This is a genomic window from Acinetobacter sp. Gutcm_16, assembly GCF_028649355.1.
Taxonomy (GTDB): Bacteria; Pseudomonadota; Gammaproteobacteria; order Pseudomonadales; family Moraxellaceae; genus Acinetobacter; species Acinetobacter johnsonii.
Window position 1 is genome coordinate 164,418 of record NZ_JAQSUV010000024.1, and the last position, 14,654, is coordinate 179,071.

A 14,654-nucleotide genomic window follows, 5' to 3' on the forward strand; every position below is an offset into this window, starting at 1 on the left:
AGGGAGGTTAGGAGGGATTTTTATTCAGAAATGATCTTAGCAGATTCAATAACAACGTTTTCTAGTGGAACGTCAGCGTGGTAGCCACGGTTGCCAGTACGAACGCCTTTAATTTCGTTTACTACGTCTAGACCTTCAGTTACTTTACCGAAAACTGCATAACCCCAACCTTGTGCATTTTTGCCAGAGTGATTAAGGAAAGAGTTGTTACCCACGTTAATAAAGAACTGCGCAGATGCAGAGTGAGGTGCTTGTGTACGCGCCATTGCAATTGTACCAAGGTCATTGGTTAAGCCGTTATCAGCTTCGTTTTCAATTGCATCACGTGTTGCTTTTTCTTTGAAGTTTTCATCCATACCACCACCTTGGATCATGAAACCATCGATCACGCGGTGGAAAATTACGCCGTCATAGAAACCGTCACGTACGTATTCTAAGAAGTTAGCAACAGTAATTGGTGCTTTTTCGTTGTTAAGTTCAAGAACAATACGACCTTTATTGGTGTTTAATTCGACTTGAGGAAAACTCATTGTGTAATCTCCTAATCATGGACATCAAAGCCATGGGTTTTTTGGTTGTGAGAAGCATAAGCAAACTGTAAACTACAAGGCAAGTAAAAACGTTATTTTCTTTGTAAAATACATCAAATATCGTTTAAGGGGCTGTAAAATATTCATAAATCGACTGATAGATCAGTTAGAATTATGCTCGTATAGCAGGACCCTATTTTTCCTTAATTTTTTTCATCAAAGTGATTTTTAAACTATGAAGCCGAATGATGTTGTTTCAACACTGCCAAATAATCCGACACCAAGTAACAATGCCTCTGTCGCAGCGCAGCAAGAACAACAGCCAGGCTTAGACTTTGTTCGCCAAGTGATTACCGATGATTTGGCTGAAGGTCGTACGCAAAAAGTTGTAACGCGTTTCCCGCCAGAGCCGAATGGTTATTTACACATTGGTCACGTTAAAGCAATTTGCTTAAACTTTGGTATTGCCAACGAGTTTGATGGTTTTTGTAACCTACGTTTTGATGACACCAACCCAGATGCAGAAGAACAAGAGTATGTAGATGGGATCGCCAACGACGTTAAATGGTTGGGTTTTGAATGGAATGGTGAACCACGCTATGCATCAAGTTATTTCGATCAACTCCATGCATGGGCGATTCAACTGATTAAACAGGGTGATGCTTATGTTGATTTGCAGTCACCTGAAGAAATTCGTTTGAACCGCGGTAACTTTATTGAGCCGGGTAAAAACTCGCCTTACCGTGATACTTCAGTTGAAGAAAACCTTGCGCGTTTTGAAAAAATGAACAATGGCGAGTTTGCAGAAGGTGAAGCTGTTCTGCGTGCCAAAATTGATATGGCATCTCCAAATGTGCATATGCGTGATCCTATTTTGTACCGTGTACTTCATTCAGAGCATCACCAAACAGGTGATAAATGGAAAATGTACCCAATGTACGACTATGCGCATCCATTATCTGATGCAATTGAAGGCATTACTCACTCACTGTGTACTTTGGAATTCCAAGACCACCGTCCGTTTTATGACTGGGTGGTTGAGAAAGTTCACTCGGAAGTAGTGCCACGTCAGTATGAGTCTAGCCGTTTAAATATTGACTACACCATTACCTCTAAACGTAAATTGCGTAAATTGGTTGAAGGTGGTTATGTCAATGGATGGGATGACCCACGTATGCCAACGGTTGTAGGTATGCGCCGTCGTGGTTTTACCCCAGAAGGTCTACGTGACTTCTGTAAGCGCGTTGGTGTGTCGAAGTCAGATGGTATTGTTGATGTTGCAATGCTTGAATACTGCATTCGTCAGTCTTTAGAAAATGTTTCGGCGCGTGGTATGGCGGTGTTGAACCCACTTAAAGTTACGCTCACCAACTTGCCTAATGATATGGATTTAACCCATTCACGTCATCCAAATGTAGACATGGGGGAACGTGTAATTCCGTTAACCTCTGAAATTTATATTGACCGTAAAGACTTTGAAGAAGAACCACCAAAAGGCTTCAAGCGTTTAATTCCGGGTGGTGAAGTGCGTTTGCGTCATGCTTATGTCATTAAGTGTGATGAAGTGATTAAAGATGAAAGCGGTGAAGTGGTTGAGTTGAAATGCTCAATTGACCCTGAAACTTTGGGTAAAAATCCAGAAGGTCGTAAAGTTAAAGGGGTAATTCACTGGGTATCTGCAAGCAAGGGCATTCCTGCTGAAGTGCGTATTTATGATCGCCTGTTTACAGAGTCGGATCCTGAAGTGGGTGATGATTTCTTAGCGAACTTGAACCCTGATTCGTTGAAAATTGTACACGCGGTGATTGAGCCTGCATTGGCACAAGCACAGCCTGAAGACCGTTTCCAATTTGAGCGTGAAGGTTATTTTGTTGCAGATCAATACGACCATACAGCAGAGAAGCCTGTGTTTAACCGTATTTTAGACTTAAAAGACAGTTTTAAGCCTAAATAAGCGCTGTTTGCTTGATGTGGATATAGATATAAGGCTCAACCTCGGTTGAGCCTTTTCGTAGCGAAACCAATAGGAATACACTGTGATCGTTCGAGATAAAACCAATAGCTTTGCATTACTCTTTGCTTGGCGCGGCACCATTTTACCGAAAGTGTTTCCGGCACTGATGGTAGGTGTTTTAATTTCAACACTGTTGGTTTATCTAGCGACTCAACATTACGTGACAGCTCCTGCAGTGCCTGTCATTGGTTTTACTGTATTTGGTGTGATTCTTTCGATTTTCTTAAGCTTTCGAAATACAGCGTGTTATGACCGCTGGTGGGAAGGGCGTAAGCTATGGGGCGCAATGATTGCGAATGCACGGCATATGATTCGTGATAGTTATGTCTTAAATGATGCAGAGCGTAGAGTTTTGATGTATCGGGTGATATTATTTAGCCACTTGCTTCGAGATCGTTTACGGCAGCAAAGTCATACTTATGACCACTATCAAGCCAAAGTACAACTGACAGCAGAGCAGTGGCAAATATTGGCTACGCATATTAATCCACCGCAATATCTATTAGAGCTTACGCAGAAAGATCTGGCGGCGTTGTATAAGCGTGGTGAGATTAGCGATATTATTTACAGTATGCTGACCAAGCATACGGTGGCAATGGGGGATATTCACGCTGGTTGTGACCGTATTTCATCTACACCTCTGCCATTTTCTTATTCGGTTTTGTTACACCGTGCCGTGTACTCTTTCTGTCTCATTTTACCTTTTAGTTTAAGTTCCAGTCTTGGTTTTTGGTCACCTGTGATCGTGGCCTTAATTGCCTATCTCTTATTGGGTTTAGATGCGCTAAGTGCAGAGTTAGAAGAACCTTTCGGGCTTCAGGAAAATGACTTGCCTTTAGATGCTATTGTACGTGGCATAGAGCGTGAAATGCTCAGTTCTTTAAATGAATCCTTGCCAGAACCAGTAAGTGCGCATAGAGCCAATTTAAGTTAAAGCATTAAACAAATCCATAACAGAAAATGAGCGGATTGCCTGAGCCATAACAAATTTTCGATATGATTGGTTTGTTGAGATGTGCTATCACTAAGTTTAAAAGTGATAGGGATATAACAATGACTACCGTGATCGAAACTCAGATGTTGATTCGGCGTTCTGTCAATATTGTGTTTAACGCTTTTGTTGATCCACTCATAACCACCAAGTTTTGGTTTAGTCAGTCTTCTGGCTATCTAGAAAAAGGCGCAATGGTCGATTGGACATGGGATAAATACCAAATTACACACTCGACTCATGTCCTACAAGTCGTTGAAAATGAGCTGATCTGCATCGAATGGGGGACGCCTAAAACTAAAGTGGATTTTGTATTTGAAAAAATCGACAGCATGAATACCTATGTGATCATTCGAAATTATGATATTGAGTTACAAGGTAATGAGCTGATTCATTATGTGATGGATGCAACAGGTGGCTTTACTACAGTGCTAGATGGTGCCAAGGCATGGCTTGAATACGATATCCAGCTCAACTTGGTGGAAGATAAATTCCCGCCTTTTCAGTTACGTTCACATCAGTGATCTTTTTTAGAGCGTTCCTCTTTAAACTCAAAATAGTTGCCGAGCTGCTGTTTGGCCTTATCACGTAATTTCTTTTTGATATAAAGCACCAAGGCAAAACAGGTGGTGGTGAGCGTTAACATTAGGCTGTTCATGAAACTCATCATAGAGCTGACATAGCCAATGGTAGTGAGTCGGTTCATCATTTTGATGACTTGGGGGCTACTTTCAACGCCTGTAATGGCCCACGTGCATAAGTGTTCACAGTTATTGATAATAAGATGGTAGTTGTTTTCATGCATGCGTGAGCGCATACGGCGAACCACTTTACGGCCTTTATATTTGGGGTCTTGGTACTGATTGACTATAATTTTACGTCCGTGGCTAAAGTTTTCGATAGAAGTGATTTCAATCGGGTGCTTTTTAAAAAGATGCGCAAAACCTGAATAATGGATTACACGTCCACGCCCAGCATATATGCCGTGATGCGTATAGCCAAAATGTTTGACTATGAGATGAGCCCCCAAGGGGTAGTGGACTTTTTGTTGTTGCATGCCTAATACGTGCTAATTCATTACAGTTGTCTTTTATCTGTATTTTAAAGCTTCTGTTAGGAATTAGCGACCGTTTAGTGGGTTTCGGTTATTTGAGTTTACGATGATAGAAATAAAAAGAGACCGATTGGAAAGGAGTATCTAGCTTTTGTGATTGCATTAAAAAAGGATGCAAGCATCCCTTTTAAAGATAAGGCGATGTTTATTGGTCGACTAGACCTAAAAGTGAGTTTTGGGTACTGCACATGTGTGTTGCTTCTTCAGTATTCATCGCTTTCACATCTTCTTCAAATTTCTTTTTTTGTTCTTTGAGTTGTTCTTCAGGCAAACCCATCTGCTCGGCAAGTTTTTCCATTTTTTCCCAAGACTCCACACAGGCTTTTGGCATTTTGCTACATGCTGTTAAAGATACAAGGGTAATACATGTGCTGACCATAAGTAATTTTTTCATTGCTTAAACCTTTAATTTTCAAACATTATTGATTTTTATATTGAGCCTGTAAGGTAACAAAAAAATAAGGCTTTGTATAATATTTAAACGTGCAAAGTGTACTGTGTTTCACATGCTTTTGTTTTTTATAGGCAGTTTGATGTACAGACACTAAAAAAGGCACTTAGATCAATCTAAATGCCTTTTTGATGAATATTCAGTGACTCTACTACTGTAGAGGTCGATGCTGAAGTTCATTTAACTCCTTACGGCCATAGCCACGAGAAGCTAATACCTTTTTAATCCCAACAATCACGTCTTCATCGGTCGCTGTTTTAAGCTTTTCGATGAGCTGTTCATTGGTTTTACAAGAGCAGTCATTTTCAACACAAGCAATTTGATTTTTATGCTCGTTTTGCTGTTCATTCGAAAACAGCTTTTGCCAAAAACTCATATAGACTTCATTTACAACCTAACATAGGGTGAAATATAACCAATCTGTAAAATAATGCAAGTCAGCGTGAGAGATAAAAGCAGCGATCGATGTCGAAAAATTCCGATTATAGCGCAAGGTATTAACGTTATTATGACAGTTGAAATACTTGCATTTTATATAAGCTTATCTTTTTTCATGAAAATTAAAAAAGAAGCTCATTTGAGCTTCTTTTTTCTACGGTTTAAGTTGCAACAAATTGTTTAAATTTTTTCTAGTAAAATCCCAGACTCGACATGGTGGGTATAGGGGAATTGGTCAAACAGCGCAAACTGTGAAATTTTATGGGTTTGGCTGAGTGTTTTTAAGTTGTCATGCAAGGTGTCAGGATTACACGAAATATAGATGATCCGTTCAAAACGCTGAATCAATTTCAAGGTTTCATCATCAATACCTGCACGCGGTGGGTCAACAAACACCGTATCGAACTCATAGCTGCTCATATCGATATTTGCTTCTTGTAAGCGACGGAATTCGCGCTCGCCGTTATAGGCTTGTGTGAAGTCTTCTGCTGATAAACGCGCGACTTGAATATTATCGATGTGGTTTTGTTCGATGTTCCACTGTGCTGCATACACCGAGGACTTAGCCAGCTCAGTGGCTAAAACACGGTTGAAACGGGTTGAAAGCGGTAGGGTAAAGTTACCATTGCCACAGTAAAGTTCTAACAAATCTTTGTTGGACTGCTGTGCAGCATTGCAGGCCCATTCGAGCATTTTTTGGCAGACTTGCGCATTGGGCTGGGTAAAGCTGCTTTCAATTTGTTTGTACTGATATTTACGCTCAAAAACTTGTAGTTCTTCCACCACAAATTCATCGGTGAGCACCACTTTTTGACCACGGCTACGGCCAATCAATTTAATATTTAATTTTTCTGAAAGTTGTTTGGCTAAAACCTGCCATTGTTCATCGAGTGGGCAGCGATAAATCAGCGAAACCAGCATTTCACCTTTTAAGGTCGCTAAGAAATGCACTTCAAATAAGCGTTTTGAGAGGAGATCATTGCTTTTTAATTCTGCCAATAAAATAGGCATGAGCTGATTAATACTGGCATCAGCGATTGGGAAGTCATCAATACGAATGACTTTTTTTTGATTGTCTTCATCGCGTTCAAACATGGCATAAAACATATCATCTTCGGTATGCCAAATACGGAATTCTGCACGCATGCGAAAGTGTTTTTCAGGAGATTGAAAAACTTCAAGTGCAGGTGGAGTGAATTCAGCAAATTGAGCTGTAATTCGTTCAATTTTGGCGTCAAGTTGTTGTTGATAAGAAGAAGTCATATGCAGTAAAAATCGCAAACATATTGAAAAAAGAGATGGTAACAAAGTTTGCCGAATTAGCCTAAAGATATTCAGCAAAAGCGTGGGGTTTATTCATGCTACAAGTGGTTTGATGCTGTGCTACATCGGAAATTTTTGAGCAGATTAGGTCAAACCGAGTCGCATAAAAAATGCCAAGTAAACAGACCAGGAGATGTTGACTTGGCAATAGAGGAAACACAGTAATAAACCTGCAGTCCTCATCAGGACTGCAGGTTTAAATTGGGCTTAGTTCAAAGTCATGAGACTTGCATTACCACCAGCAGCTGCAGTGTTTACACTGATAGCGCGCTCAATCACAAAACGTTCCAAAGGAATGGCTGTTTGTGATGGGCTAAGGTGAGTAATGCCTACAATCGCACCTTGACGCTCAGCAATCTGCTGTTGCAACGCTAAAAGCTGCGCCGTTGTACCATGGTGCAATACTGCATCAAAAGCATCAGTTTTGATGTCTTTGATGACATGGAACGCTTGAGCCAATGCTTTAGGCATACTTGGCATGTGTTTTAACACAAAACTGTTATCTGCAAGCACCGCTGGACGGCTACCAACTGCAAAAATCGCATTCAACTGTTGCAACTGATCCGCTTCTTGTTCAGCTAATGACAACACTGCATGACGTGGGATCACCATGTATTGGTTGCTTTCACCTGTTGGACCTTGCAGCTCGTAATGATGACCTGAACAGAAGTTCTCAATTTTTGCCAATTTCACTGCTGGGAAGGTTTTAGCTGCCCACTCAAGGAACAATGCAGGGTTGCTGAACTCGACTTGAGGGTTCAAATCAGCACCTGTTGCAAAAGGTTTGTTTAACTTTTTCGCAGAACAGTTTTGCATTAGGCGATATAGATAAATTGGACCACCCGCTTTAGGGCCTGTACCTGATAAACCTTCGCCACCAAAAGGTTGTACACCGACAACTGCACCAACGATGTTACGGTTGATGTAGAGGTTACCTACTTCAGCATGGGTCATTACAGTTTGAATGGTTTCATCAATACGGGTATGTAGACCCATCGTCAGGCCATAGCCTTTGCTGTTGATGTGCTCAAGTAATTGTTTGAGTGAACCTTGGTTAAAGCGAATCACATGCAGCACAGGACCAAACACTTCGCGCTCTAAATCATTGAGATTTGGCAGTTCAATTAATGTTGGTGTAATGAACGTGCCTGCATCTAGTTCAGAGTCTTGAGCATCATTACGCATCAATTGGTGTACGCGATGACCTTTTTGGCGCATTTTGTCGATGTGCTTTTGAATGTTTTCTTGCGCTTCAGCATCAATTACAGGGCCAATATCTGTTTTAAGTAGATATGGGTTGCCCACTTGAAGTTGCTGCATTGCGCCTTTAAGCATTTGAATTACTGCATCGGCATTATCTTCTTGTACACATAGTACGCGAAGGGCAGAACAACGTTGACCTGCGCTGTCATAAGCTGAACTCACGACATCAAGTACAACTTGCTCAGTCAGTGCTGATGAGTCAACGATCATGGCATTTTGACCGCCTGTTTCAGCAATCAGGGGAATGCTTTCACCATTTTTGCTTAGACGCTTCGCCACAGTTTTTTGCAAAATCTTAGCAACTTCAGTAGAACCTGTGAACATGATGCCTTGAACTTGCTCGGCTGCACTAAGTTGTGCACCCACAGTTTCACCGCGACCTGGCATCAGCTGTACAGCAGCTTGAGGCACACCTGCTTGCCATAAGATTTGAATCGCTTGCGCTGCGATCAATGGTGTTTGTTCAGCTGGTTTAGCAATCACGGTATTACCCGCAACCAATGCAGCAGCGACTTGACCTGTAAAGATGGCCAATGGGAAGTTCCATGGACTAATGCATAGCATCGTGCCTAAAGGCTCAACTTCTGCGTTTGCATCTAGATCAATCATTTGCGTTGCATAGTAGCGTAAGAAATCTACAGCTTCACGAACTTCTGCAATAGCATTGGCATACGTTTTACCACTTTCACGGCAAAGTAAAACCATCAGTTCTTCTAAGCGAGCTTCCATTAAGTCAGCAGCGCGAAGTAGGTAACTTGCACGGGTGTCTTTAGCCGTACGTGCCCAAATGTCTTGAACAGCCTGCGCATTGTTTAATGCTTGCTCAACTTGTTCAGTTGTTGCTTCTTGTACATAACCCACAACATCTGAGTGACGTGCTGGGTTGATAATGCTTTGTGGAGCAACGGCGTCATTGGTCTGAATGTGCTCACCCATTGGTACAGCAGACCATTGGTGCTTAGCAAACTGTTGAGCTGTTTGGTTCAGCTGAACTAATGCAGAGTCATTTGCAAGGTCTAAACCTTTAGAGTTTGCACGCAGTTGGCCATAAAGCTCAGCAGGAAGTGGAATCGAAAGGTGCTTTTGACCCACGATATTTTCGCGTTTTGCACTGCTTAAAATGGTTTGAGTTGGGTTTTCAATCAAATCATCAATTGCAAGTGACTTGTCTGCAATACGGTTTACAAAAGAGGTGTTTGCACCATTTTCAAGTAAACGACGTACAAGATAAGCCAATAGTGTTTCATGGTTACCAACAGGCGCATAAATACGGCATGGTACACCTAGTTTTTTATCTTGCTTTTCACCGACCACTTGTTCATAAAGTGGCTCGCCCATACCATGTAAGCATTGGAACTCATACTGACCTACATAGTATTTCTCTGGGTTGGCCATTTCATAAATGGTCGCCAAGGTTTGCGCATTGTGCGTTGCAAACTGTGGGTAGATTTGTTCTGGTGCAGCCAATAATTTTTTCGCACATGCGATATACGACAAGTCTGTATGTACTTTACGGGTAAATACAGGGTAGTCAGTCATCCCTTCGATTTGTGCTTTCTTGATTTCGCTGTCCCAGTACGCGCCTTTCACTAAACGAATCATTAAGCGTTTTTCGCTACGTTTAGCCAAGTCTACGATGTAGTCAACCACGTAGAAACAACGTTTTTGATACGCTTGGATAACGAAACCAATGCCTTTCCAGTCTTTGAGTTCTGGTTCAAAGCATAGGCGTTCGAGCATTTCTAAAGAAATTTCTAAACGTTCAGATTCTTCTGCATCGATATTTAAGCCGATGTTATAGCCGCGTGCTAATTTAGCAAGAGTAAAGACTTTGCCGTACAACTCTTCATGCATACGTGCAACTTGCGCGCGTTGGTAGCGAGGGTGTAGAGCAGATAATTTAATTGAAATACCTGGGCCGTCATAAACATCTTTGTCTTTTGACGCTTGACCAATGGCATGAATGGCATCGGTATAGTCTTTCATATAACGATCAGCATCATGATCGGTCAGTGCTGCTTCACCCAACATGTCGTATGAATAACGGAAGCCTTTTTCTTCAAGACGTTCAGCGTGTTGTAATGCTTCAGCAATGGTTTCGCCAGTCACAAACTGTTCGCCCATCATACGCATAGCCACATCAACTGCTTTACGGATGATGCCACGCCCACTACGTGCCAATAAGCCTGTTAAAGTGCTTGATAAGCTATTTTGTTTTGGTGTTTCCATCAGTTTGCCAGTCAGCATGAGACCCCATGCTGCCGCATTGACAAACATCAAGTTACTTTGACCAACGTGCTCTTTCCAGTTGCCTTGGTTGATTTTGTCTTTAATCAATAGGTCACGTGTCGCCATGTCTGGAATACGAAGCAAAGCTTCAGCTAAACACATCAACGCGATGCCTTCTTGAGAAGACAGTGCAAATTCTTGTAAGAGACCCTGTACAATACCTGCTTTACCGCTGCCGCTTTTACGTTCACGTAAAGTATGAGCCAAATCAAACGCAAGTTCATGAATGCGTTGATTCATCTCATCAGAGATTTTGCTGTGGTCTAATAAATTTTGAACACAGTCAGTTTCGGCACGTCGCCAAGCGGTATTGATTTCAACTTCAAGCTCACTTTTTTCTTTGAATTCGGTAATATATTCAAATTGAGTTTGAGCGTCGTTGAAATGCGTATTGCTTTCCATCATATTCATGCCTACATCCTGTGCATACAATAATGTGTTGAGAGATCTATAGTAATTAATTTATGATTACAGAAAGAATGCCGAATAACTCACTATAATTTGTATGCTATTTAGAGATTAATTCAGATGACGAGCCCAATTTTTAGCTTGGACCGAACAGATATCAAAATATTAGATATTCTTCAAAGAGATGGAAAAATATCGAATATTAAACTTGCCGAAGAAGTGAACTTATCAGCGACGGCTGCTTTGGCTCGGGTGCAAAAATTAACCAAGGAAGGCTTTATTCTGAGTTATGAGGCACGCTTAAATCCAAACATGCTAAATGCCAGTTTTGTAGTTTTTGTTGAGATACTTTTGGATAAAACCACACCACATGTCTTGGATGATTTTCGCCATGCCGTGCTACAGCATGATGAAATTGTGGAGTGTCATATGACCAGTGGGGGCTTTGATTTTGTGGTGAAGATTCGTTGTGCCAGTATGGATGAGTTCCGAAAAATCTCAGGTCAAGTCTTGTGGCAACTGCCGGGCGTTAAAGAAACGCGCAGTTATCCCGTGATGGAAGTCATCAAAGAAAGCTCACGTATTCAACTTAAGTACAAACCATTGTCGAAATAATTGAGTGCATGAGATACAAAAAAGGGGCTTTTAAGCACCTTTTTTGTTGGTCTACACGTTCAATTAACGTTGTGTAGATTCTTCTTTCATTTCATCCATGGCTTGTTTGTACATGCTGTCTGCTTGTTCAAAGCGTTGTACCACTTCAGCTTCAGGGGCTTTACCCATTAAGCTCACAACTACAATGCTGATCCAAGAGAAGATGAAGCCTGGAATAATTTCATATAGACCTAAGTGTCCTAATGCATTTTTCCATACAATCACAGTTACCGCACCAACAATAATACCTGCAATAGCACCATTCAAAGTCATGCGCTTCCAGAACAAAGACAAGATAATCAGTGGACCAAATGCCGCACCAAAACCTGCCCATGCATAAGCTACAAGGCCTAGAACTTTACTGTCAGGGTTGCTAGCTAAGCAAATTGCAAGAACAGCAACTGCAAGAACCATGAAACGACCCACCCAGACCAATTCTTTTTGAGAAGCGGTTTTACGGATGAATGCTTTGTACATGTCTTCTGTCAATGTTGTAGAGCAAACCAGTAGCTGGCAGCTTAATGTACTCATCACCGCCGCTAAAATTGCAGCTAAAATTACACCCGCAACCCATGGATTGAAGAGAATTTTGGTCAACTCCATGAACACAGTTTCAGGGTTTTGAGAAACCACAGCCGCCAGTTCAGGGTGTTGTTGGAAATATGCGATAGCAATAAAACCAGCACCTACCGCACCACCTAGACATAAAATCATCCATGTCATACCAATGCGACGCGCAGCAGGAATTGTTTTCACAGAGTCTGCAGCCATGAAGCGCACTAAAATGTGTGGCTGACCAAAATAGCCTAAGCCCCATGCAAGTGATGACAGGATGGCAACAGTGCTGAGTTCAGAGGCAATGTGCATTGCTTGTGGGCGAGCAGTTTCAAGCAGGACTGTGAACTGTGCAGCATTACCATCAATCGCAAGGTAAGTCATGATTGGGGTAAGCAGCAAAGCAAAAATCATTAAGCCTGCTTGGAAGGTATCTGTCCAACTAATTGCAAGGAAGCCACCGATACATACATAACTGATGGTTGCAATTGCGCTAATCCAAAGAGCAGTGGTGTAGTCCCAGCCAAAGATGCTTTCAAATAAACGTGAGCCAGCCACCATGCCGGAAGCACAGTAAATCGCGAAGAATACTAAAATGACGATCGCTGATATCATACGCAAGATACGTTTACGATCTGCGAAACGACCTGTGAAATAATCAGGCAGGGTGAGGGCATTGTTTTGGACCTCAGTGTGTACACGTAAACGTCCTGCAACCAATAACCAGTTGAGCCATGCACCAATGATCAGACCTACAGCAATCCACGCTTCAGACAAACCTGACAAATAAATTGCGCCCGGTAAGCCCATCAGTAACCAGCCACTCATGTCTGATGCACCTGCAGAAAGTGCAGTAACCACACTTCCTAAACTACGCCCACCTAAGATGTAATCATCAAAGTTGTTTGTGGACTTGTATGCATACAAACCGATGCCAACCATGGCAATGATATAAACTAAAAATGTGACGAGGGTGGGGTTAATTTGACTCATAGGCATTCCTTGGCAAAATCCGACTTGGGAGATTTTTTAATCGCTTTGTTTGAGACGGCGATTCAAGCATAAAAATAAAATTACACTCTGTAACAGTTGTGAGGTGTTTTTGTATATTTTGTGTAATTATTAATTGTTTTTTAAAATTAAACAATAAGTTGTTGAAAATATGTTGTTTATTGGTCAATTATTATTCTTTTTTATTGGGTGAATGAAATTCTAAGCATTTATTTCGTAAAATCAGCGGGCTAGTTATAATTTATGGTTTTTTATTGCTTACGAAAAATTACATTGCCTGAAAAATAGGTGTATTTACATATAAAGTGTTTCATTTATGAAATGTATTTACAGTCGTGAAATAGGTAGAAAAGACGAATATTTCACCATTGAACTAATTTTGTTAAGGCATTCATACTTTGAGTGCATTGGAAAACTTTCAAATTTCTAATTAGAAAATAGGAATTCAATGGCATTTTCTGCTTGCTTTGGAACAAGTGGAAAGAGAGTCGGTATCAATTACCTGCAAATTTGATAAAATTTCTCCTGAAATTGTGCAGGCCATTGCGGGGGCATGTGAGCAATTGAGCCAAACTACTGAAAGTTGGACATACGCTAGACCTATAAATGTCTATAAAGGTGGAGCGGGCACTTCAATTAAATGAATAGCAACAAAGTGCTGGCCAATCTGGCATTAAAGCATGTATTCCTTTCTTAAGGTAAATACGAGGTTATTCAACCAAATGACCTTGTCAATCAATCTCAATCGACCAATAATGTCTATCCAATGGCGCTACGTTTTGGTCACTTATTAATGGTATTGCAGCCTTAAATACCAAATGTATTCCAGCTAATGAAAACGTACACTTTGATGCAGTCATGCGTAGTGCTGATATGGTGATCTTGTTTGATCGAATTTTAGGTCGCGAAATGTGACGAAATGAGTAAACAGCGTATTGCGGAAAACAAAACAGTTCAGTGAGTGGTATTGGAGAAAGGGTTGTTGACTTAATAACCCTTGGGTCACATTTTTTCATTTGAAACTTGGCAGCTGAGGTGACGCCTAAGGTTGTATCTTTAGCATAATTTAGCTAGAACATTTATAACTATATATAGGTATAAAAGTAGTCAATGCGCTGCTTTTATACTTTTTAGCCGATACACGCTAACAAAAGGTAGCAGTTAGAACTACAATAAGCTTGAGTAAAGAACCATGATTAGATGTCTATGCTGAGTAAATTAAGCCAATTATTTAAATTAAAGAAAGATGCGCCAGAACAACTTTTTTTGCAGCAGCATCAGATTGAATATAATGATGAAAAAGGCTTTATCATTGAAGGTATTGTGCTAAATGCCATACATGCTGAACGTTTGGTCTATTTTTCAAATCGTAGAATTAGTCAGTTTGATGACCTCAATGCACTTTTTTATAGTGCTATGTTAATCAATGAGAAAATCGACTTAGAAATTGCCAATGAACGATTTGTCGCACGTTTAGGTAATAATCTAGAAAACTTAACTGAGCTAAAGCGAATGATTAAGCTACTTAATGACTATTATTACCAGTTTATACGTGACAAAAAATAAGTCTTTTGAAAGCCATAAATTTGAGTTGTAAAAAGGACTTAGCGCTA

General features: G+C 40.8%; 12 protein-coding genes. 5 read left to right on the forward strand and 7 right to left on the reverse strand.

What is annotated here, in order from left to right; all coding sequences use genetic code 11:
- Positions 1-20: 20 nt before the first annotated feature.
- Positions 21-530 carry a peptidylprolyl isomerase gene (locus PTT44_RS05985; protein ID WP_004696971.1) on the reverse strand — a complete coding sequence of 170 codons (510 nt, stop codon included), beginning with the start codon at positions 528-530 and terminating at the stop codon, positions 21-23.
- A gap of 235 nt (positions 531-765) precedes the next feature.
- Between PTT44_RS05985 and PTT44_RS05990 the strand changes: the two genes are divergently transcribed.
- The 3 genes from PTT44_RS05990 to PTT44_RS06000 all read left to right on the forward strand — a co-directional run bounded on the left by PTT44_RS05990 (position 766) and on the right by PTT44_RS06000 (position 4,059).
- Positions 766-2,484 carry a glutamine--tRNA ligase/YqeY domain fusion protein gene (locus tag PTT44_RS05990; protein WP_168159212.1) on the forward strand — a complete coding sequence of 573 codons (1,719 nt, stop codon included), beginning with the start codon at positions 766-768 and terminating at the stop codon, positions 2,482-2,484.
- A gap of 82 nt (positions 2,485-2,566) precedes the next feature.
- Entirely contained in the window at positions 2,567-3,478 is a 912-nt protein-coding gene (locus tag PTT44_RS05995) for a bestrophin family protein (protein ID WP_168159211.1), read from the forward strand.
- Positions 3,479-3,597: 119 nt separating this feature from the next.
- On the forward strand, positions 3,598-4,059 hold the full coding sequence (locus tag PTT44_RS06000; protein ID WP_004696977.1) for an SRPBCC domain-containing protein: 462 nt from the start codon (positions 3,598-3,600) through the stop codon (positions 4,057-4,059).
- Here PTT44_RS06000 and PTT44_RS06005 read toward each other — a convergent pair.
- From PTT44_RS06005 to putA, 5 genes are all read right to left on the reverse strand, one after another.
- Positions 4,053-4,592: a lecithin retinol acyltransferase family protein gene (locus tag PTT44_RS06005; protein ID WP_159127504.1), complete on the reverse strand. Its 540-nt coding sequence runs from the start codon at positions 4,590-4,592 to the stop codon at positions 4,053-4,055. The two genes, PTT44_RS06000 and PTT44_RS06005, sit on opposite strands and share 7 nt — an antisense overlap.
- Positions 4,593-4,794: 202 nt before the next feature.
- Complete coding sequence (locus PTT44_RS06010; RefSeq protein WP_168159210.1) at positions 4,795-5,043, reverse strand: hypothetical protein; 249 nt, start codon at positions 5,041-5,043, stop codon at positions 4,795-4,797.
- A gap of 208 nt (positions 5,044-5,251) precedes the next feature.
- The gene (locus tag PTT44_RS06015; RefSeq protein WP_004984703.1) at positions 5,252-5,476 is read right to left on the reverse strand and encodes a hypothetical protein; all 225 of its coding nucleotides are present in this window, start codon (positions 5,474-5,476) and stop codon (positions 5,252-5,254) included.
- A gap of 242 nt (positions 5,477-5,718) precedes the next feature.
- Complete coding sequence (gene trmA / locus PTT44_RS06020; protein WP_168159209.1) at positions 5,719-6,801, reverse strand: tRNA (uridine(54)-C5)-methyltransferase TrmA; 1,083 nt, start codon at positions 6,799-6,801, stop codon at positions 5,719-5,721.
- 267 nt (positions 6,802-7,068) lie between these two features.
- Positions 7,069-10,824, reverse strand: coding sequence for a trifunctional transcriptional regulator/proline dehydrogenase/L-glutamate gamma-semialdehyde dehydrogenase (gene putA, locus PTT44_RS06025; RefSeq protein ID WP_168159208.1), 3,756 nt, complete (start codon positions 10,822-10,824; stop codon positions 7,069-7,071).
- A gap of 117 nt (positions 10,825-10,941) precedes the next feature.
- Here putA and PTT44_RS06030 point away from each other — a divergent pair, with 117 nt between their 5' ends.
- Positions 10,942-11,436 carry an Lrp/AsnC ligand binding domain-containing protein gene (locus PTT44_RS06030; RefSeq protein ID WP_087528326.1) on the forward strand — a complete coding sequence of 165 codons (495 nt, stop codon included), beginning with the start codon at positions 10,942-10,944 and terminating at the stop codon, positions 11,434-11,436.
- Positions 11,437-11,499: 63 nt separating this feature from the next.
- Here PTT44_RS06030 and putP read toward each other — a convergent pair whose 3' ends face one another.
- Positions 11,500-13,023, reverse strand: a complete 1,524-nt coding sequence (gene putP / locus PTT44_RS06035) for a sodium/proline symporter PutP (RefSeq protein WP_168159207.1) — start codon at positions 13,021-13,023, stop codon at positions 11,500-11,502.
- 1,218 nt (positions 13,024-14,241) lie between these two features.
- Here putP and PTT44_RS06045 point away from each other — a divergent pair.
- On the forward strand, positions 14,242-14,607 hold the full coding sequence (locus PTT44_RS06045) for a hypothetical protein (protein WP_081408263.1): 366 nt from the start codon (positions 14,242-14,244) through the stop codon (positions 14,605-14,607).
- Positions 14,608-14,654: the final 47 nt, after the last annotated feature.